We start from the raw sequence: 19,322 nt of genomic DNA on the forward strand, positions 1-19,322 counted from the left end.
GTCGGCATACCTCGCACGCGAGGAAATGTCTGCTGATTTTGAAAGTTGGTTTTGAAAAAAACAGCTTTTAAGTCTAGTTGCGAAGTCAAGATGGAGCCCCACCGATGAGCCAAGCCAAATCCTATGCAGCATTTGCTGCGGACAAACCGTTAGCACCGTTCAGTTTTGACCGTCGCCAGCCGCGCCCGGACGACGTGGCGATTGAAATTCTCTACTGTGGCGTGTGCCACAGCGACCTTCACTTTGCCCGCAATGACTGGGGAATGAGCCAGTACCCTGTCGTCCCCGGCCATGAAATTGTCGGCCGCGTGACCTCGGTCGGCGATAAGGTTTCACGTTTTAAAGCCGGTGATTTAGTCGGTGTTGGCTGCATGGTGGATTCGTGCCGTACCTGTGCCGCCTGTAAAGATGGCGTAGAGCAGTACTGCCTGGAAGGCTTCACCATGACCTATGGTAGCGAAGACCGCCAAGACGGCACCATAACCCAGGGTGGCTACTCCGACGCCATCGTAGTGAGTGAGCACTTTGTACTGCAGATGCCTGATGGTATCGATCTAGCCTCAGCAGCGCCGATTCTTTGTGCCGGTGTGACGACCTATTCACCGCTCAAGCACCATGGCGTCGGTCAAGGCCATAAAGTTGGTGTGATTGGTATGGGTGGCTTAGGCCATATGGGCGTTAAACTGGCTAAGGCGTTGGGTGCGGAAGTCACCGTATTCACCCGCTCAGATGCCAAGGTTGAAGAAGCTAAGCGCAACGGTGCTGACCACGTGGTGGTTTCCAGCGACCAGGCGCAGATGGATGCCGTGGCTGATACCTTCGACTTTATGCTCGACACCGTACCCGTACAGCATGACCTTAACCCTTACCTGAAGTCGCTGAAGTACGACGGTACGCACATTATTGTCGGTTTGCTTGAACCTATTGAGCCAGCCATTGAAGCCTTTAACTTGGTCTTCAAACGCCGTGTGGTTGCCGGTTCGCTGATTGGCGGCATTGCCGAGACCGAAGAGCTGCTCAAGCTGTGTGCTGACCAAGGCATTACCTGTGATATCGAGATGTTGGATATCAACAACATCAACGAAGGCTTTGAGCGCATGGAAAAAGGCGATGTACGCTATCGCTTTGTGATTGATATGGCGACGTTGAAAAACAGCGCTGCCTAATCTTTTGGCATTCACTTGCCCATAGCGCTAGCTTGAAACAACGAAATGGCCCGCGTCCTACAAAGGACGCGGGCCATTTTGCTACGGGCGAGTACTATGTATCAGATTTTTTACGTATCAGCTTTTTACGTCACGTTTGCTGCGCGCGGCAACGACGCCGGGTAAAAGCAACAAGCCTGCTAGCAGCCAAGCGGGCCAACTGCCTGTGCGGGTAAACGGTGTCAAACCTTCCATGGCGTAGAACTCACCGGTTATCAGTGTGGTTTCGAACTGCGGGGCGCGCTCCACGATATGGCCTTCGGGGTCGATAATCGCCGTAATACCGTTGCTGGTAGCGCGGACCACATAGCGGCCATTCTCTAGCGCTCGCAGACGGGCCATCTGCAAATGCTGGTGGGGGCCGATTGAGGCACCAAACCAGGTGTCGTTGGAGACCGTCATGATGACACCGCTGTCTTGCGCGCGGCGGGCAACTAACTGCGGGTAGATAATTTCATAGCAGATCGCATTGCCTATATTTATCCCCGCGGCCTGCATGGGTGTTTGCTCGTGCTCGCCTTTGGTAAAGGTCGACATTGGAAGGTCAAAGAAATCGATCGCCCCGCGGAGTACGCTTTCCAGCGGCAAGTACTCACCAAAAGGCACTAAGTGCTCTTTCTGGTAGCTGCCCTCTACATTGCCTACGCCAATGACGCTATTGAAATAGCGCTCTTGGTCGTCGCGCTGAACGATGCCGGTGAGCAGGGCGACATCGGGCGGTAGGTTAGATTGCACTCGTTCCAGCACTGGGCGGGCCTGGGTTTCCATCATCGGCAGAGCGGTTTCAGGCCAGATAATCAGGTCAACGTCGTCGGCAACTTCGCGAGTTAGTTCGCTGTAGGTGTTAGCGGCCTCCCGTTGCCCTTCAGGGGTCCACTTCAACAGCTGCGGCAGATTACCTTGTAACAGGGCGACACGAGTGGGCTCATCTACTGGCGTGGTCCACTGCTGAGGCAATGCCAACGGGACTAGCCAAATCGCTGCCAGTGGTGCGAGTGCCCACCACCGACGGCGCAGCAGTAGTTCAGCACCAAGCGCACCGCTAAGTGCTACTAATAGAGAAAGCAGATAGACGCCACCAACGGGTGCCCAGGCGGCTAGTGGCGAATCGACATAGCCAGAGCCCAGTAGCAGCCAGGGAAAGCCGGTAAACAGGTAGGTTCGTAGCACCTCGCCCAATACCCAGGCGCCCGCAAAGCTGATAAACGCGAGCCGAGCGGATGTGAAGCGGCGATAGAGCCAGAAGGTGCCGGCAAAAAACAGCGCCAAAATCGTCACGAACAGCACAGTTAGGAAAACGGCCAGTGGTACACCGGTATAGCCATAATCGTGAATAGAGACATACACCCACGAAGTGCCGCTGGCGAAGAGCGCCACGCCATATAGCCACCCCTTTAGAGCCGCCTGGGCGGGGGTTAACGTGTGCAGGCCCGTGTAAAGTAAACCAATCGCTACCGGGCCAAGCCACCACAGTTCAAACGGTGAGGCCGTTAGGGTGGTGAATCCACCAGCAACCAGGGCGGCAAGCAGCTGTAACAAAAACGCGGGGGGTAAACCCATAGCGATAACCTATCTACGGTAAAGTGCGAGAAAGCGGATAGAGAGCAGAGTGACGATCAGCGACTAGGCTGGCTTGTTCTCCTGGTCATCGTCTTCTTCGTCATCACGACGCGTGTCACGGTAGGCTTCGAGTAGACGAATGCGCCGGGTGTCAGCATTGAGGATCACAAATCGCCAGCCACCAAGAATGGTATGTTCTCCGCGCCGAGGCAGATGGCCGAACTGCTGCATTACCAGGCCGCCAACCGTATCGAACTCATCGTCGGAGAACTCAGTGTCAAAGCGTTCGTTGAAGTCTTCGATGGGGGTTAGCGCGCGAATGGCAAAACGGCCATTTTCGATCTCGCGGATATCATCCTCTTCGTCGGTATCGTGTTCATCTTCGATGTCGCCGACAATCTGCTCAAGGATATCCTCAATGGTGATAATGCCCGCAGTGCCGCCGTATTCGTCAACGACGATGGCCATGTGATTATGGGTATCACGAAACTCTTTGAGCAGGCTGTTAAGGCGTTTTGACTCAGGAATAAACATCGCCGGTCGCAAGATATCATCAAGCTTGAAAGCGTCACGCTGGGCCTGCGTTTGGGAGAGTAGCGGTAACAGATCCTTTACCAGCAGAATACCTTTCACATCATCCAGGTTTTCACCAATCACCGGGTAGCGGGAGTGGCCGGTTTCCTGAATGAGGGGTAGGTAGCCGTCGCTGGTTTGATCCAGCGCGATGGCGGACACCTGGGAACGCGGTATCAGCACTTCGCGTACTTGCTGGTCGCTGATTTCAAGCGCGCCTTCGATGATCATGATGGCGTCTTGATCCAGCTTTAGTTTTCCTGCGGTATGGCGTAAAAACGTCATCAGCTCATCGCGTGAGCTGGGTTCGTCATTGTCTCCGGAAAGGGCGCCAAAGATTTTCTCGAGCCAGGATTTTTGATTGGGGTTGCTCGATCGGTCTTCGCTCATGCGTCAATTCTCTCGTTTGCGGGCAGACAGTTGCTATCTTATTTACGGCGTTGTCAGGTAGCTGTTTTATCACCGATGCGGGGGATAGTACCAGATTCGTTGTTACCTGAATTAACGCACCCACTATCAAATAATAAAAACCCAAAGCGTTTAGCCATTAATGCCATCGGAGGTAGTGTCAGCATATGGGTCGGGAATGTGCAGCTCAGCCAATAGTTCGCGCTCGAACTGCTCCATTTCTTCTGCTTCCTGATCATCAATATGATCGTAGCCCATTAAATGCAAGATGCCATGCACGACCATATGAGCATAGTGATGCTCAAGCGGTTTACGCTGCTCGCGAGCTTCCTGAGCCACCACGGCGTGACAAATCACGAGATCACCCAGTAGCGGTAATTCAACCCCGGGCGGGCTCTCAAAGGGAAACGACAGCACGTTAGTGGTTTTGTCTTTGCCCCGGTAGTCGCGGTTAAGCGTCTGGCTCTCGCTCTCATCCACAAAGCGGATAGTCACTTCCCGACGCTGGTCATCCGGGTGGTGCGCAAAAACACAGCCCACCCAGTGGGTGAGCTGTGTCAGAGAGGGTAGCAGGGGTTCGTTGATCGCTGCCTGACGATCAATTATTAGCTCATCAATCGTAGGCTCGTTCATCGCGAACTATCCCAGGAGCCTTCTCGCGATTGCATGCGGGCATCACGTTCTTGCTGGCGCACTTCACGGCGAGCACGCTCTTCCACTTCTTGCTGAGACTCGAACATGTCGTAGGCTTCGATAATGCGCTGAACCAACGGGTGGCGAACCACATCCTTGGCGGCAAAGTGGGTAACGCCAATGCCTGGGGTGTCTTTCAATACGTCGAGCACCTGAATCAGCCCTGACCGCTGCCCCTTGGGTAAATCGACCTGGGTCACATCGCCGGTAATGACGGCGGTAGAACCAAAACCAATCCGGGTTAGGAACATTTTCATCTGTTCTGGCGTAGTGTTCTGGCTCTCATCCAGAATGATATAGGAATTATTAAGCGTGCGGCCACGCATGTAGGCCAGCGGGGCAATCTCAATTACCTGACGCTCAATCAGTTTGGCCACCTGTTCAAAACCGATCATCTCGTACAGAGCGTCATAAAGAGGACGTAAGTAGGGGTCGATTTTTTGGGCCAGGTCGCCGGGTAGAAAGCCAAGTTTCTCACCCGCTTCAACGGCAGGGCGCACAAGCAGAATGCGGCGTACTTCCTGTTGATTGAGCGCTTCAACCGCCGCAGCGACCGCTAGATAAGTTTTGCCTGTGCCCGCAGGGCCAACACCAAAATTGATATCGTGTTCGCGGATGCTGGACACATAGCGCTGCTGATTAAGGCCACGCGGTTTGATCATGGTGCGCGGCGTGCGCATGATCACTTCGTCGCTGCTACCGCTACCATCTTCTTCATCTTCTATCGCTTCAAGCCCCGATTCCTGTAGGAATAAGTGGACGGTATCGGCTTCAAGTTCGCTGGATGCCGTTTCGCGGTAGAGATGTTCCAGTACGTTTGCCGCTGCTTTAATGCGATTGGCGGGGCCCGCCAGTTGGAACACATTGCCTCGGTTGCGCAGCGTCACGTCCAGGCGGCTTTCAATCAGCTTTAAATGCTCGTCCTGCTGGCCGCAAAGGCTAGCAAGGCGCTGCGGATCATTGGGTTCAAGGCTTAAGGTGATGATGCGATTGGCCTGAGGTGTTGGCTGGCTCAAGAGTGGGGAACCCCTCGTTAGTGTGTGTATCGTTCAGCTTACTGCCCCGCCTGAAGCGGGGCAATGACCTGTGTTAATGGCGGTGCAAAGGGAACGTTTAATAGCGCTCGGGTGAGGCCAGTTCACCGCGCAGCGAATTGGGGAAGGCCTCGGTGATCTCCACATCGACAAAGTAGCCGATTAGCTCGGTGGGGTTGGCGGCACGGAAGTTCACCACGCGGTTGTTCTCGGTACGCCCTGAGAGTTGGCCGGGGTCGCGGGGCGAAAAGCCGTTAACCAGTACACGCTGCGTGCTGCCGACCATACGGCGGCTAATTTGCGCGGTTTGCTGAATAATCCGCTCCTGCAGAATTGCCAGGCGCTGCTTTTTCACGCTTTCCGGTGTTTCATCCGGCAGGCCAGAAGCAGGTGTGCCGGGGCGGGCGGAGTAAACAAAGCTGAACGAGTGGTCGAAGCCAATCTGGTGAATCAGGTTCATCGTCGCTTCAAAATCTTCTTCCGTTTCGCCGGGGAAACCGATAATGAAGTCTGAAGAGAAGCTGATATCCGGGCGGTTGGCGCGGATACGCTCCATCTTTTCAATGTACTCCGCCGCCGTATGACCACGCTTCATAGCGTTAAGAATGCGGTCTGAACCTGACTGTACCGGCAGGTGTAGGTGGCTCACCAGCTCTGGGATATCGGCGAAGGCTTCTACGAGACTGTCGGTAAACTCAACCGGGTGCGAGGTGGTGAAGCGGACGCGATCGATCCCGTCTACAGCCGCCACACAGGCAATCAGCTCGGCCAGGTCGATCTCGTCGCCAAGCTGATTTTCACCGCGATAGGCATTCACGTTTTGGCCCAGCAGATTGATCTCACGCACGCCCTGATCGGAAAGGTGGATGACTTCATCCATAACTGCTTCAAAGGGGCGTGAAACTTCTTCGCCACGGGTGTAAGGAACCACGCAGAAGGTGCAGTACTTGGAGCAGCCTTCCATGATCGATACGAATGCAGTGGCGCCATCGGAGGAGGGCTTGGGCAGATGGTCAAACTTTTCAATTTCAGGAAAAGTGACATCCACAGCGGCAATCTGATTATTGCTGCGGGCATCCAGCATCGAAGGAACGCGGTGGAGGGTTTGTGGCCCAAATACCATGTCCACATGCGGTGCGCGCTTGCGAATGGCTTCGCCTTCTTGGCTGGCCACGCAGCCACCTACGCCAATCACTAGATCGGGGTTGGCATCTTTAAGTTTTTTCCAGCGGCCCAGCTGATGAAAAACTTTCTCCTGCGCTTTCTCGCGAATCGAGCAGGTGTTTAACAGAATGACATCGGCTTCACGCTCATTATCAGTGAGTTCGAGCTGGTGAGATTCGCCGAGTAGATCCGCCATGCGGGAGGAGTCGTACTCGTTCATTTGGCAGCCGTGCGTTTTGATGAAGAGCTTCTTCGCCATCGGTACCTGTCATCTATGAGTCGTCAAGGGACGAGGATGAATGGAGTGTCGGATAGTGGGCCATGCCACTTTTAGATATCCCCATTATACGGGCACAAGAAACCTGGGGCTAGCATTCGGCCATAATCGATACTTGACCATCACATTTCAATGGGTATACTACGCACCGTGTTTGAGCAGTTCCTCGATAGCTCAGTTGGTAGAGCAAATGACTGTTAATCATTGGGTCGCAGGTTCGAGTCCTGCTCGAGGAGCCAATCTTCGCTACCGCTTTAAAGCGAAGGGCTTTGCTTAAAACACGACAACTTATGATGTTCCTCGATAGCTCAGTTGGTAGAGCAAATGACTGTTAATCATTGGGTCGCAGGTTCGAGTCCTGCTCGAGGAGCCAAGTTGTAATATCGTTAGTACCTCTTTAGCTGCCTTTTTACGGCGTATCGTTCTGGGTAGTGCATGATTCCTCGATAGCTCAGTTGGTAGAGCAAATGACTGTTAATCATTGGGTCGCAGGTTCGAGTCCTGCTCGAGGAGCCAATTAATTCCCCCTGCTTATTTGCTTTTCATTAGCGCCTAGTTTTCTCTGCGTTGACTGAAAGCGTTCATTTCTAGTGTTTCCTTTTCTCTTTTGCTATACCCACTGCCAGCTAATGTATAGGCGGTTTTGTTGTGTCTGGCGTGTGAGCTGGTTCACCATTAGAACTATCGGTGCTTACCGTCAACCGATTTAGTGACGTAAACTACATTGATAATCCATTAGTTTAGGAAGTTTATGGTGGGCAACGTGACTGCGCCCCAGGCGCTGCAAGTATTTAAGTGTTTAAGCGATGAAACGCGTTTGATGCTGGTGCTGCTAATTGCTCAAGAGCAGGAGCTGTGCGTGTGTGAAATGACCCATGCGCTGCAGGAATCGCAGCCCAAAGTATCACGGCACTTGGCTCAGTTACGTCAATGTGGGTTGCTTAGCGATCAGCGCGAGGGGCAGTGGGTCTATTACCGCCTTGCCTCTCAATTACCTGCCTGGGTCCACGATATTGTTCAGGCGGGCACCCAAGGCAGCGCTGTGCAATTAGCGGCACTCACGCAGCGCTTAACGCGAATGGGTGATCGGCCTGCCCGCCGAGCGGCGCTGTGTTAACGCGATGCTGAGGCAGGCTAGGTGATTAAAATAGCGTAATAAAAACGCCGACCCTTATAAAGGGGTCGGCGTTTTTTCTCAGCGTGCTTTAACCGTGCGTGTTAACGCTTAGCCGCTAACCGCTGAGAATCCTGCAAATGGACGTAATCGAGAAGTATCTCTGCTGATTCCAACACGTAGGCGCGATCGACGGCCAGTGCTTCATCCTCTTCGCTTTCGCTCTCTTGTGAGGCAGCAGCATCATCACTCTCTTCGCCGCCTATTCCTGCCGTGGCGTCTGTCCGAGCGTCCATCCACTCATCCAGCTCTTCCATGCCCAGCGCACGGCGGCGTTGGTTTTCCAATGAGAGCTGTTCGGCTTCCTGGGCTTCCATTTCACGCTCGCGCTGTTCGCGGTTTAAGCTCACGCTGGTGTGCTGTTCGCGTAGCTGACGAGCAAGTGTGGACTGGCGTTCAAGATAGCGGAAATTGGCATTATCCTGCGCACGTGCATCATGTTGGGCAATGAGTTGCTCCAGCATGTTTTCAGGTTCGCCATAGCGGCGATACTGAACGTTCTGAACGGTATCCCACGCTAATGCGTTATCCAAGCTGCTTTCACCAATACGCTCGGGGTCAATCAGGCTGGGGAAGTCGATATCCGGCTCTACGCCGCGGTTCTGGGTGCTATCGCCAGAAATACGGTAGAACTTGGCGCGAGTTAGCTTGATCTGGCCATGGCTCAGATCATTAAGCGTTTGCACGGTGCCTTTGCCGAACGTAGGCGTACCGAGCACTAGGCCGCGACCGTAATCCTGAATAGCGCCAGCGAAAATTTCCGATGCAGAGGCAGAGAGGCGGTTCACTAATACGCCTAACGGGCCGTCATAGAGCGTGCCTGCTTCGCTGTCGCCGTAGAGCTGGATGCGGCCCTGGGCGTCGCGTACCTGTACGGTGGGGCCGCGGTCGATAAACAAGCCGATCAATGAATTGGCTTCCTGCAGGGCACCACCGCCATTGTTGCGCAGATCAAGCACGATACCTTCTACGCCCTCTTCTTTAAGGCGTTCGACTTCTTTGGCAACATCGCGTGTGGTACTGCGGTACTCCTCTTCACCGGCTTGCCAAGCGTCGAAATCAACGTAGAACGTGGGCACGTTAATGACCCCAAGGCGGTGCGGCTCGCCGTTGCGCTCGACTTCAATGATTTCGCTACTGGCAGCTTGATCTTCAAGGCTGACGGTATCGCGGGTAATTTCAACGATCTGCGAGCGAGTCATATCGACTGCTTGGGCAGGTACCACATCTAAGCGAACGATGGAGCCTTTAGGACCACGAATTAAGTCAACCACGTTATCCAGACGCATACCGACGACATTAACCATCTCGCCTTCTTCCTGGCCAACAGCGATGATGCGGTCTGCTGGTTCCAAAACGCCTGCGCGCTCTGCTGGGCCACCGGGTACTAGGCTTGCAACCTTGACGTACTCGCCGTCCGATTGAAGCAGGGCGCCGATCCCTTCAAGCGAGAGGCTCATCTGAATATCAAACGACTCACCCTGGCGGGGGGAGAGGTAGCCGGTGTGCGGGTCGATGCTGCCCGTGACCGCTGCCATGAGTACGCCAAACACGTCTTCAGGCTCGGTTTGCTCCAGGCGGGTCAGTTGGCCTTCATAGCGCTGACGCAGATTGGTTTCAATCTGTTCGCTGTCCTGGTCGGTTAAGGCCAGGGTTAAAGCGTCATTTTTGAGCCGTTTGCGCCATAGCTCGTCGAGTTCGCTTTGCCGGGAGGCCCAGGGGGCATCTTCACGATCAATCTCTAAGCGTTCATTGCTTTCAAAGTTAAAATCAAGGCCTTCGTCGAGCTGAGTAAGTAGCGACTCAACGCGAGTGCGTTGACGTTCACTAAACGCGTTATACAGATTAAAAGCGTCGTCTAGATCGCCATTAAAAATGGCGTCTGCCATGCTGGTTTCTAGATGGCGATAGGCTTCGATATCACTGCGCAGTAGGTAAGCGCGCTGACCGTCAAGAATGTCCAAATAGCGTTGGAATGTGTCTTGCGACCATGCTTCGTCAAAATTTACGTCAGCATAGTGTCCGTAGCGGAGCGAGTCCGCAATTTCCACCGCCGCCTGGCGTTGTTCGTCGGTCGGCTCGAGTTGCGCCAAGGCGGCTGGGCTGGAAACAACCAGCATGACAGCCAGGGCGACCGAACGCGAAAGCGTTGCAAACAAGCTCATCAGTCAAGCTCTCCCGGATTTGTGTACACTCATTCTTCCCTAGACACGCAATGTGACCCATGAGTTGCGTAGGTCGAGGGAGTATTGTAGCAGGTCGCCTGCACTATGAGACTCAATCATTACTGTTAAGAGGATTTCCATGTCCGAGACTTTCAACGCTGATCGTTTAACACGTCTCTGTGACTTTCTGCGTCAATCACCGACACCCTGGCATGCTGCAGGCAATATGGCCTCGCGATTGGAGCAAGCCGGTTTTCAGCGGCTGGAAGAAAAGGCGAATTGGCAGCTAACGCCGGGCAAACGCTACTACGTTACCCGTAACGACTCAGCCATTATTGCGTTTCAATTACCTGAGTCTAGATTAACCGAATTGCGCATGATTGGTGCGCATACTGATAGCCCCGGCCTGCATTTAAAGCCCAACGCCACGCAGCGTTCTGCGGGTTGGCTGCAGTTAGGCGTGCAGGTATACGGCGGTGTGCTGATGGCGCCTTGGTTTGACCGTGACCTAGGGTTGGCAGGGCGCGTACATGTGCGCCACGCTGATGGGCGCTTGGAAAGCGTACTCCTCAATGTCGACCGTGCTATTGCCACCATACCGAGTTTAGCGATCCACCTTGATCGAGACGTGAACAGCGGCCGCCCGATAAATCCGCAGACACAAATGGCGCCGGTATTGATGCAAAGTGAGGCAGCCACGTTAGCCGAATTGGTGGCGCAGTGGCTAGAGCAGCAGCACGGTCTGAGTGCCGTAGAAGTGGTTGACTTTGAACTGGGTTTTTACGATGTACAGCCGCCATCGTTGGTGGGCGTCAAGCAGGAGCTAGTGGCTAGCGCTCGGTTGGATAATCTGCTTTCCTGCTTTATGGGGTTGGAAGCGCTATTAGGCAGCGATGGTCGTCAGGGCGCCCTGTTAGTAGCCAATGATCACGAGGAAGTGGGCAGTGCCAGCGCCAGCGGCGCTCAAGGTCCTTTTCTGGCGGATGTGCTAAAGCGCATTAATGGTCAGCTGGGAGGCAAGGGAGGTGAGAAGGGCAGTGATGAGTCACTGATTCAGCTGATTCAGTCGTCGCTGATGATCTCTTGCGATAACGCCCATGCGCTGCATCCCAATTTTCGCGACAAGCACGATGAGCGCCACGGCCCGGCGATTAATGGCGGCCCGGTGATCAAGGTTAATGCGAGCCAGCGCTACGCCACTAATAGCGTTACCGGCGCGCTGTTTCGTGATGTGTGTCGTGAAGCGGATGTCCCGGTGCAGTCGTTTGTGACCCGGGCAGATATGGGTTGCGGCAGCACGATTGGGCCGATTACCGCGACCGAGTTAGGCGTACCCACTATTGATGTTGGTATCCCGCAGTGGGCGATGCACTCCATTCGAGAAACTGCAGGTACTAAAGATGTGGAGTACCTTACTCGCGCGCTGACGCAATTTTTAAACCGCACCACGTTGAGTTGATCGTGTTGCGCCCATAGCCACAGCCGAGTTAAAGCAAAAAAAAGCCCGCTGACAGAATCAGCGGGCTTTTCAATAAGCTTTGGTGGCTACGCCCTGATTTGAACAGGGGACCCCATCATTATGAGTGATGTGCTCTAACCAGCTGAGCTACGTAGCCTTTCAACGGGGGCGAATGATACTGATAACACTGATTTTAGTCAATGTTTTATTGCTGAGAATGTTGGCGCGGCCGTTTATACGTTAAAACGAAAGTGCACTACGTCGCCATCTTTAACAATGTACTCTTTGCCTTCCAGGCGCCACTTGCCGGCATCTTTAGCGCCTTGCTCGCCACCCAGTGAAACAAAATCGTCATAAGCGACGACTTCGGCACGAATAAAGCCTTTCTGGAAATCGGTGTGAATGACGCCTGCTGCTTCTGGGGCTGTTGCGCCTTCTTTCACTGTCCAGGCGCGAACTTCTTTAACACCAGCTGTGAAGTAGGTTTGCAGACCTAGCAGGGAGTAACCCGCACGAATCACGCGATCAAGGCCCGGCTCGTCCATGCCCATCTCGCTCAAGAACATGGAGCGCTCTTCATCGTCCAGCTCAGCGATTTCGGCTTCCAGCTGATTGCACACCGGCACTACCAACGCGCCTTCTTCGGCGGCAATCTCGTTAACAATATCCAGGTAAGGATTGTTCTCGAAACCGTCTTCGTTGACGTTGGCGATGTACATGGTCGGCTTCAGGGTTAAAAAGCCGAAGCTTTTCACCTGACGCTGCTCTTCTTCGCTCAAACCAAAACTGCGCAGCGGCAAGCCTTCCGCAACGTGGGGCTGAATACGGTCAAGAATCGCCTTGGTGGCAATGGCGTCTTTATCACCCCCTTTCACCGAACGAACCAAGCGTTGGCTAGCTTTTTCGACAGTATCCAGGTCGGCCAGCGCCAATTCTAAATTGATCGTTTCGATATCGGCACGAGGATCGACTTGATTTGCCACGTGGATAACATTGTCGTTATCGAAGCAGCGCACCACATGGGCAATCGCCTGGGTTTCACGGATGTTGGCCAGGAATTTGTTGCCCAGCCCTTCGCCTTTGGAAGCCCCGGCGACTAGGCCAGCAATGTCGACGAACTCCATGGTGGTCGGCAGTACCTTTTGCGGCTTGACGATCTCGGCGAGCTTATCAAGACGCGGGTCCGGCATCGGAACGATACCGACGTTTGGCTCAATGGTGCAGAAAGGGAAGTTTTCTGCATCAATGCCTGACTTCGTCAGTGCATTAAATAGCGTGGACTTGCCGACGTTAGGCAGACCGACGATGCCGCAATTGAAACCCATAAAATATTCCTGAAAATAAGGTGGTAGGGCGTAAATATAATCGCCATTCTACGAGATGCACTAGCCGTCAGCTACCGGCGTCACTAGCCAGTTTTCGACAGCGTTTATTCTGACTTAAGGCTGTGTAACTGGTTCATCGCTTTGGCCCAGTCTCCCGCTAGCGCTAATGGCAGCGTGGTGATGCACTCATCAATGGCACGAGTGATCGCTTCTTGTTCGGCCTTGCCGGGCCGCCCTAGTACATAATTAGTGACTTGGCGTGCCTCCCCAGGATGGCCAATGCCGATACGTACCCGGTGAAACTGCTTTTGATCGCCTAGCGCGCTAATGATATCGCGTAGGCCATTATGGCCGCCGTGCCCGCCGCCAGTTTTGTAGCGTGCCTGCCCAGGCGGAAGGTCAAGTTCGTCGTGGGCGACCAGCAAATTGTCGGGCGTCAGTTTGAAAAATTGGCTTAAGGCCGCTACTGCGGCACCACTGCGATTCATAAAGGTGGCGGGGTTGAGTAGGTGCAGCTCATGGTCGCCTAGGCGGACTTTGGCGTAGTGGCCAAAAAACTTCTTTTCCGGGCGCAACTCTGCATGGGCGCTGCGCGCAATTGCATCGACCAACCAGAAGCCAGCGTTATGGCGAGTGGCGTCATACTCCGCGCCGGGGTTTCCTAATCCAATAATGGCCGTTACCTGGCTCATATTCCCACCTCATACCCATTTCTAGGAGAAATTTTTGACATCGCGCCAGCGTCAGCCCTAAAAAAAATCAAGCGCCGAGGCGCTTGATTCTAACATCATGTCAGCATCATGAGGGCCATGCAGGCATGGCCCTCATAGGATGCTTAACGGGTATTTACTCGGCGCTGGAATCTTCTTCGCCTTCGCTTTCACCGTCTTCATCTTCTTCAACACGGACTTTCACTTTGGTGATGCTGAGTACTGCATTGTCGTGCTCTTCACCGTGGGACAGGTCAACAGAGGTGACGCCAGCCGGCAGGGTAAGGTCAGACAGGTGCAGCGTAGTGCCGAGTTCAAGTGCGCTAATGTCGACTTCAAGATAGTCAGGCAGGTCTTTCGGCAAGCAGCTGATCGCCACTTCGTTGGCCAGTACGTGCAGTTCACCGCCTTGGTCTTTAATGCCTACACACGTTTCTTCGCCGGTCACGTGCAGCGGCACGTTCATGGTGATTTCGTGGGTAGCGTCAACGCGCAGGAAGTCGGCGTGAGTTAGCAACGGCTTGAACGGGTGACGCTGCAGGTCACGAACAACCACTTGCTCTTCTTTGCCTTCGATCATCAGTTTGATGACCGAGGAGAAGAAGGACTCGTCTTCAATCGCTTTGTAGAACGCGGTTTTTTCTACGGAGATAGACTGCGCGCCTTTTTCGCCACCGTATACAACGGCAGGTACTTGCTGGTTCGCACGACGCAGGCGGCGGCTCGCACCTTTCCCCAGGTCGTTACGAACGCTGGCTTTCAGGATAAAATCAGACATGGAATTGCCTCTTGGTTTAAGTAAGGAAGACGCCATCGACCGCGACCAGACGATGGCGTTTCCGTGGCCCCAAAAGGGGGCTATATCGTCAGGCGTTTAGTGGAACATCGCGCTGACAGATTCTTCGTTGCTGACCCGACGAATCGCTTCCGCGATAAGGCCGGCAACGCTCAACTGGCGAATTTTTCCGCTTCGACGAGCAACGTCAGAGAGCGGGATGGTGTCGGTCACCACCACTTCATCCAGTACGGAGTTGGTAATATTATCAACCGCTGGGCCGGATAAAATCGGGTGCGTTGCATAAGCCACGACGCGCTTGGCGCCGTGATCTTTGAGCGCTTCACCGGCTTTACATAGCGTGCCTGCGGTATCGATCATATCGTCGACCACGACACAGGTACGGCCTTCAATCTCACCGATAATGTGCATCACCTGGGCTTGATTAGCCTGGGGGCGACGCTTATCAATAATGGCGAGATCGGCGTTCAGCTGTTTGGCGATGGCGCGTGCACGAACCACACCACCCACATCGGGGGAGACTACAACGAGGTCGCTATAATTCTGACGCTCGATGTCATCCAGCAAAATGGGTGAGCCGTAGACGTTGTCGACCGGGACATCAAAGAAACCCTGGATCTGATCAGCATGTAGATCCATGGTCATCACACGGTCAACGCCTGCCTTGACCATCATGTCGGCAACCACTTTGGCGGAAATAGGCACACGTGCGGAACGCACACGGCGATCCTGGCGTGCATAGCCAAAGTAGGGCAAAACAGCGGTGATACGAGTTGCCGAGGCGCGACGCAGTGCGTCGACCATCAGGATCAACTCCATCAGATTGTCGTTTGTCGGTGCACAGGTGGATTGCAGGATGAAGACATCCTTACCGCGCACGTTCTCATTGATCTCGACTGCAATTTCGCCGTCGCTGAATTGACCCACCGTCGCGTTACCCATACGGCTGTCTAAGCTCTCGGCTATTTTTTGAGCGAGTGCGGGATTAGCATTCCCGGCGAAAACCATCAATTTTGACACGCGCAGCCACCTTTGCAGTGTTGGGAATCAGGGGTAAAAACGCAGGCCATTGTTGGGTTGGCTGGGGTACCAGGATTCGAACCTGGGAATGCCGCTACCAAAAAGCGGTGCCTTACCACTTGGCGATACCCCAGCAATAACCTAACGCGCTGACCGGGCGCTTTTAACTGCCCAGAGCGGGGCTGTAATAGCCCAGAGCGGGACTATAAACTGCCCAGAGCGGGGTTATAAATAGCCCAGAGCATCATGTAGGGGAGAGGTGTTGAGCCCGCGTGCTACCCATGTCGGCCAACGTTGACCCGCTAATTGCGCGATTGCCTGTGCTGCTTGCTGCGTCTCAAAAGCAGCAAACAAACAAGCGCCCGTGCCGGTCAACCGACTAGGTGCGTGCTGTTCGAGCCAATCAAGGGCTTCCGCAATTGGCGGATAGCGTTCCTTTACGACGGCTTCACAGTCGTTGCGCCACTCCGGCGCTCCCCCCTGCAGTGCGCGCGCCATAGTAATGGGGCGGCTGTCACGTGTCAATTGCGGGTCTTGAAAGACGTCAAGTGTGGACACACTTATGCCGGGATGAATAATGGCGAACCAAGGGGTATCCAGCGTCACTGCGGTAAGCTGCTCGCCTACCCCTTCAGCCCAGGCACTATGGCCGTGCACAAAGACAGGCACGTCGGCCCCCAGCTGCAGGCCTAAGCGTGCCAATTCGTCTAACGATAGATGAAGCTGCCAGAGGTGATTGAGCCCCACTAGCGTGGTAGCCGCGTTGGAACTGCCGCCACCCAAGCCGCCGCCCATAGGCAGCTGTTTTTCAATAGAAAGGGTCGCCCCTAGTCGAGTGCCGCTGTGACGCTGCAATAAACGGGCGGCACGCACAATCAGATTGTCATCGTGGTTTACGCCGCTGACCTCATGGGTTAGATGGATCTCTCCATTATCGCGGGCAGCCAGCGTAAGGTGATCATTAAGATCAATAAATTGAAATAGCGTTTGCAGTGTGTGGTAACCGTCTTTACGACGGCCCACGATATGCAGCATGCGGTTAAGCTTGGCCGGGGCGGGTAAAGTAAGTTGCGCGTTCATTTAAACGGTTTACTCGTCGCTGGCTTGCCACTGATTAACGACCAGCGTGATGCGTACATCGTCGTAGTTCATGATTAACCGGCGTGGCAGCCACATGCCTTCAAACTGTTCCCAGTCGCGGTAGTCAATTTCCCAACCGTCTTGTGTCAAGTGGCTGGGGAAGCCGAGTTCATCGGTTTCCATCTGATAGTTGTCATTTTCGCCGGGTAGGCCGCGTACCCAGTCAGGCATTGCGCTAACGGGCAGTGACCAGCCAAGCTGTTCTTCCATTAAGGCTTCCGGCGTTTCTGCTTCAAAGCGTCCGTCACTATTGGAGAGTGAGAAGCGACCTTCACGACCCTCAAGCACATTGCGCCCGCCACCAAACGGCCCGCTGATCAGCATACGGAAATAGTAAGGGGTCTGATTCCAGTCCAGGTTGGCGCTGACGTTCTCTTGGGGGGTGCGCAGTCCGGCTTTGCCGACAAGTGTCCAAGTCTCGAATGCTGCTACATCACCCTGTTGACGCTCCCACTGACCCGCTTGTCTGCCGCTTTCATCCACTGGGCTCTGTGAGGCACACCCTGCTAAGAACAAGAGGGCAAGGCCCAATACCCACAAGCGCGTATAGGCAGGGAAAGAAGGTGAGCGTAGCGGAAAGGACATCAGTGTCGGCATAAACGGGCTCCATGTTGGGTAATGACGGCGCAAGCGTAACATGATGGGGCGCCGTCGGGTGACGTAGCGTTAGGGTGCCACCGGCGGTGTTAGTTCAGGATAGCGCTCAAGCAAGTTGTCGATCTGAGGATGCAGGTTGGTGCGCTGCATAATCTGTTGGATCAGGCGGCGTGCCTCTTCTTCACGCCCCAGCGCCTGCAATACCTCGGCTAAATGGGCAGCGACCTCTTGGTCGGGTAGTTGGGTATAAGCGCTTTCAAGCCAGAGAAGCGCTTCTTCGGGCTGGCCCAAGCGGAAGTACACCCAGCCCATGCTATCGAGCACGGCGGGGTTGTCAGGGTCGGCTTCGTAAGCGCGCTCAATGAGGTCAAACGCCTCTTGCAGGCGCCCAGGCAGGTTAAGGTCTGCCAGCGTATAACCTAGCGCATTGAGCGCTTCGGCATTGTTTGGGTCGGTGCGCAGCACTTGGCGTAAATCCCGCTCCATACCCTCAATGTCACCTGCTTCCCAGCGGCGCATGGCACGCACATAAAGCAGAGCGGCATCGTCAGGTGTGCGGGTGATTTCACGATCCAGTAAGGCGTTGGCGTCGGTAGGCTGGTTCATTTCGTCCAGTAACTGGACTTCGAGCATCACCAGTTCAGTAAAATAGTTGTCAAAGCGCATCCGCTCAATGCGCAGAAAGGCACGGGCATCAAGCAGACGATCTTCTTCAATCAGCATTTGCGCCGCAGCCGCGCGAGCGGGCACAAATTCATCCCCCTCGCTGACTTGGCGGTAATAAAGTAGCGCGTTGTCGGTATCGCCTTGGGTCTGGGTAATCGCCCCGAGCAGGTAATAGGCTAGATTCGGCACCTCTGGCTGGCCAATCAGCGGCTGCAGCAGGCGTTGGGCGGGTTCGGGGTGCCCCTCTTCCAGATACAGCTGTGCCAGCGATAAACGTAGATCCTGGTTGCCGCCATGGCTCTCCAGCAGTGCGTTAGTTTGTGTCTCGGCCGCACTGATGTTGTTGAGGCGAATCTCGGCCTGGGCCAGTAGCAAAATAAATCGCACATCGTCAGGCGCGAGTTCCAAGCCCTGTTGTGCCGCCCGCTGAGCAGTCGAGTAGTCTTCCGTCTCTAGCGCAAGGCGTGCTCTTACCAACCATAACGCCGCTGATTCAGGGTCCAGCAGCGCGACTTGATCAAGCCGCCGCTGGGCAACAGCGGTGTCGCCAAGGGCGGCTTCAATCAGTGCTGTGCCCAGCAGTACATCGCTGTGATGTTCTAACTGGTCAGCGTTGGGCTGGGCTAGGTGCGCACGCAACTGCTGAGCAATTAAGGTAAGCGGCGCTTCTTCCGCCACCGCAATTTCTGCAAAGGCAGCCAAATCTCCGTGGCCGCCAGCTTCGACAACATCAATACGTTGCTCAAGGCTGTCGAGCCAATCACCGCGCTGTAATGAAAAAGCCGCCAATAAGCGATTAGGTGCTTCTGCCTGTGGGGCCAGCTCACGCCAACGTAGCGCAGAAGCCTCGATTAAAGAGGCCTCGTTGCCAAAGCGGGCGGCGAACGTCGCACGCTCGGCAAGTGCAGGCTCGCGATAGCGCTGCGCCGCTTCAAGATAGCCCTGGCTTGCCGAACGGTAATCGCCTCGCTGGCCAGCCAGTTCAGCCCCCAGCAGCGTGCTAAGCCCTGCGGCATCTAGCCCTCGCGTTATAGGCGGGGCCTCGCGCATTGGGTCATCGGCCCATGTGCCCAGCGGGCCATTCTGCTGGCTGGACGTCGATTGGCAGCCGCCCAGGAGTAACGCTGCGGCGGCCACTGGTAGCAGCGACGAACGCCGTACAGCAGCGCTTGGAAAAGCAAAGCGCAAAAATGAAAAGCTCAGAACAGTAGAGCCGAGAAGTGTAGAGCGAGGTCGCATGCGTCTCTCGATTAAGTGGCCGAATGCTCAGCATAGCGGCTTGCCTGCCTGCGGCAAAGTGGTGTGGGCCAGATGATAGCCTGCTGTGATAGAATGTTCCTCCTTGAAAAAGTGGTC

Annotated in this window: 16 protein-coding genes and 5 tRNA genes; 6 read left to right on the top strand and 15 right to left on the bottom strand. The window is 54.7% G+C overall.

Translation table 11 applies throughout. The features are described 5' to 3' along the window. Window positions 1-104 precede the first annotated feature (104 nt). A complete protein-coding gene (locus V8L70_RS01130; RefSeq protein ID WP_336268555.1) occupies window positions 105-1,166 on the top strand; it encodes an NAD(P)-dependent alcohol dehydrogenase in 1,062 nt (353 codons plus the stop codon). Window positions 1,167-1,283: 117 nt separating this feature from the next. Here V8L70_RS01130 and lnt read toward each other — a convergent pair whose 3' ends face one another. The 5 genes from lnt to miaB all read right to left on the bottom strand — a co-directional run bounded on the left by lnt (window position 1,284) and on the right by miaB (window position 6,896). After that, window positions 1,284-2,765: an apolipoprotein N-acyltransferase gene (lnt, locus tag V8L70_RS01135; protein WP_336268556.1), complete on the bottom strand. Its 1,482-nt coding sequence runs from the start codon at window positions 2,763-2,765 to the stop codon at window positions 1,284-1,286. Between the two features lie 63 nt (window positions 2,766-2,828). Further along, window positions 2,829-3,728, bottom strand: coding sequence for a CorC family transporter (locus V8L70_RS01140; protein ID WP_101145639.1), 900 nt, complete (start codon window positions 3,726-3,728; stop codon window positions 2,829-2,831). A 150-nt stretch (window positions 3,729-3,878) separates the two neighbouring features. Then, a complete protein-coding gene (gene ybeY / locus V8L70_RS01145; protein WP_101145638.1) occupies window positions 3,879-4,379 on the bottom strand; it encodes an rRNA maturation RNase YbeY in 501 nt (166 codons plus the stop codon). Then, window positions 4,376-5,455, bottom strand: coding sequence for a PhoH family protein (locus V8L70_RS01150; protein ID WP_101145637.1), 1,080 nt, complete (start codon window positions 5,453-5,455; stop codon window positions 4,376-4,378). The genes ybeY and V8L70_RS01150 overlap by 4 nt, the downstream gene beginning before the upstream one ends. Before the next feature lie 97 nt (window positions 5,456-5,552). Next, a complete protein-coding gene (miaB, locus tag V8L70_RS01155) occupies window positions 5,553-6,896 on the bottom strand; it encodes a tRNA (N6-isopentenyl adenosine(37)-C2)-methylthiotransferase MiaB (RefSeq protein WP_336268557.1) in 1,344 nt (447 codons plus the stop codon). A 181-nt stretch (window positions 6,897-7,077) separates the two neighbouring features. Between miaB and V8L70_RS01160 the strand changes: the two genes are divergently transcribed. The 4 genes from V8L70_RS01160 to V8L70_RS01175 all read left to right on the top strand — a co-directional run bounded on the left by V8L70_RS01160 (window position 7,078) and on the right by V8L70_RS01175 (window position 8,031). After that, window positions 7,078-7,153, top strand: a tRNA-Asn gene (locus tag V8L70_RS01160). Between the two features lie 58 nt (window positions 7,154-7,211). Further along, a tRNA-Asn gene (locus V8L70_RS01165) sits at window positions 7,212-7,287 on the top strand. A 67-nt stretch (window positions 7,288-7,354) separates the two neighbouring features. Further along, window positions 7,355-7,430: transfer RNA gene (locus V8L70_RS01170), tRNA-Asn, on the top strand. Between the two features lie 235 nt (window positions 7,431-7,665). After that, window positions 7,666-8,031: a metalloregulator ArsR/SmtB family transcription factor gene (locus tag V8L70_RS01175; protein ID WP_336268558.1), complete on the top strand. Its 366-nt coding sequence runs from the start codon at window positions 7,666-7,668 to the stop codon at window positions 8,029-8,031. 101 nt (window positions 8,032-8,132) lie between these two features. Here the strand turns inward: V8L70_RS01175 and V8L70_RS01180 are convergent, their stop codons facing one another. Continuing rightward, the gene (locus V8L70_RS01180; RefSeq protein ID WP_336268559.1) at window positions 8,133-10,253 is read right to left on the bottom strand and encodes a carboxy terminal-processing peptidase; all 2,121 of its coding nucleotides are present in this window, start codon (window positions 10,251-10,253) and stop codon (window positions 8,133-8,135) included. Window positions 10,254-10,392: 139 nt separating this feature from the next. Between V8L70_RS01180 and V8L70_RS01185 the strand changes: the two genes are divergently transcribed. Continuing rightward, window positions 10,393-11,712 (top strand): M18 family aminopeptidase, encoded by a 1,320-nt coding sequence (locus V8L70_RS01185; RefSeq protein WP_101145635.1) that lies wholly within the window; start codon window positions 10,393-10,395, stop codon window positions 11,710-11,712. Window positions 11,713-11,792: 80 nt separating this feature from the next. Here the strand turns inward: V8L70_RS01185 and V8L70_RS01190 are convergent. From V8L70_RS01190 to V8L70_RS01230, 9 genes are all read right to left on the bottom strand, one after another. Then, window positions 11,793-11,869: transfer RNA gene (locus tag V8L70_RS01190), tRNA-Met, on the bottom strand. A 76-nt stretch (window positions 11,870-11,945) separates the two neighbouring features. Beyond that, complete coding sequence (gene ychF / locus V8L70_RS01195; RefSeq protein ID WP_007113453.1) at window positions 11,946-13,037, bottom strand: redox-regulated ATPase YchF; 1,092 nt, start codon at window positions 13,035-13,037, stop codon at window positions 11,946-11,948. A gap of 104 nt (window positions 13,038-13,141) precedes the next feature. After that, window positions 13,142-13,729 (bottom strand): aminoacyl-tRNA hydrolase, encoded by a 588-nt coding sequence (pth, locus tag V8L70_RS01200; RefSeq protein WP_101145634.1) that lies wholly within the window; start codon window positions 13,727-13,729, stop codon window positions 13,142-13,144. A gap of 154 nt (window positions 13,730-13,883) precedes the next feature. After that, a complete protein-coding gene (locus V8L70_RS01205) occupies window positions 13,884-14,525 on the bottom strand; it encodes a 50S ribosomal protein L25/general stress protein Ctc (protein ID WP_101145633.1) in 642 nt (213 codons plus the stop codon). A gap of 96 nt (window positions 14,526-14,621) precedes the next feature. Further along, complete coding sequence (locus V8L70_RS01210) at window positions 14,622-15,563, bottom strand: ribose-phosphate pyrophosphokinase (protein ID WP_009287569.1); 942 nt, start codon at window positions 15,561-15,563, stop codon at window positions 14,622-14,624. Window positions 15,564-15,621: 58 nt separating this feature from the next. Next, a tRNA-Gln gene (locus V8L70_RS01215) sits at window positions 15,622-15,696 on the bottom strand. A 92-nt stretch (window positions 15,697-15,788) separates the two neighbouring features. After that, window positions 15,789-16,643 (bottom strand): 4-(cytidine 5'-diphospho)-2-C-methyl-D-erythritol kinase, encoded by an 855-nt coding sequence (ispE, locus tag V8L70_RS01220; RefSeq protein WP_101145632.1) that lies wholly within the window; start codon window positions 16,641-16,643, stop codon window positions 15,789-15,791. A 9-nt stretch (window positions 16,644-16,652) separates the two neighbouring features. Continuing rightward, window positions 16,653-17,300 carry a lipoprotein insertase outer membrane protein LolB gene (gene lolB / locus V8L70_RS01225; RefSeq protein WP_101145631.1) on the bottom strand — a complete coding sequence of 216 codons (648 nt, stop codon included), beginning with the start codon at window positions 17,298-17,300 and terminating at the stop codon, window positions 16,653-16,655. Between the two features lie 69 nt (window positions 17,301-17,369). Further along, window positions 17,370-19,205 carry a tetratricopeptide repeat protein gene (locus tag V8L70_RS01230; protein WP_336268562.1) on the bottom strand — a complete coding sequence of 612 codons (1,836 nt, stop codon included), beginning with the start codon at window positions 19,203-19,205 and terminating at the stop codon, window positions 17,370-17,372. Window positions 19,206-19,322 lie beyond the last annotated feature (117 nt).

This window comes from Vreelandella arctica (assembly GCF_037070215.1).
Classification (GTDB): Bacteria; Pseudomonadota; Gammaproteobacteria; order Pseudomonadales; family Halomonadaceae; genus Vreelandella; species Vreelandella arctica.

Coding starts and splice junctions, on each gene's coding strand:
- V8L70_RS01130 (WP_336268555.1), top strand. CDS start 105: ATGAGCCAAGCCAAATCCTATGCAGCATTTGCTGCGGACAAACCGTTA.
- lnt (WP_336268556.1), bottom strand. CDS start 2,765: ATGGGTTTACCCCCCGCGTTTTTGTTACAGCTGCTTGCCGCCCTGGTT.
- V8L70_RS01140 (WP_101145639.1), bottom strand. CDS start 3,728: ATGAGCGAAGACCGATCGAGCAACCCCAATCAAAAATCCTGGCTCGAG.
- ybeY (WP_101145638.1), bottom strand. CDS start 4,379: ATGAACGAGCCTACGATTGATGAGCTAATAATTGATCGTCAGGCAGCG.
- miaB (WP_336268557.1), bottom strand. CDS start 6,896: ATGGCGAAGAAGCTCTTCATCAAAACGCACGGCTGCCAAATGAACGAG.
- V8L70_RS01175 (WP_336268558.1), top strand. CDS start 7,666: ATGGTGGGCAACGTGACTGCGCCCCAGGCGCTGCAAGTATTTAAGTGT.
- V8L70_RS01180 (WP_336268559.1), bottom strand. CDS start 10,253: ATGAGCTTGTTTGCAACGCTTTCGCGTTCGGTCGCCCTGGCTGTCATG.
- V8L70_RS01185 (WP_101145635.1), top strand. CDS start 10,393: ATGTCCGAGACTTTCAACGCTGATCGTTTAACACGTCTCTGTGACTTT.
- ychF (WP_007113453.1), bottom strand. CDS start 13,037: ATGGGTTTCAATTGCGGCATCGTCGGTCTGCCTAACGTCGGCAAGTCC.
- pth (WP_101145634.1), bottom strand. CDS start 13,729: ATGAGCCAGGTAACGGCCATTATTGGATTAGGAAACCCCGGCGCGGAG.
- V8L70_RS01205 (WP_101145633.1), bottom strand. CDS start 14,525: ATGTCTGATTTTATCCTGAAAGCCAGCGTTCGTAACGACCTGGGGAAA.
- ispE (WP_101145632.1), bottom strand. CDS start 16,643: ATGAACGCGCAACTTACTTTACCCGCCCCGGCCAAGCTTAACCGCATG.
- lolB (WP_101145631.1), bottom strand. CDS start 17,300: ATGCCGACACTGATGTCCTTTCCGCTACGCTCACCTTCTTTCCCTGCC.
- V8L70_RS01230 (WP_336268562.1), bottom strand. CDS start 19,205: ATGCGACCTCGCTCTACACTTCTCGGCTCTACTGTTCTGAGCTTTTCA.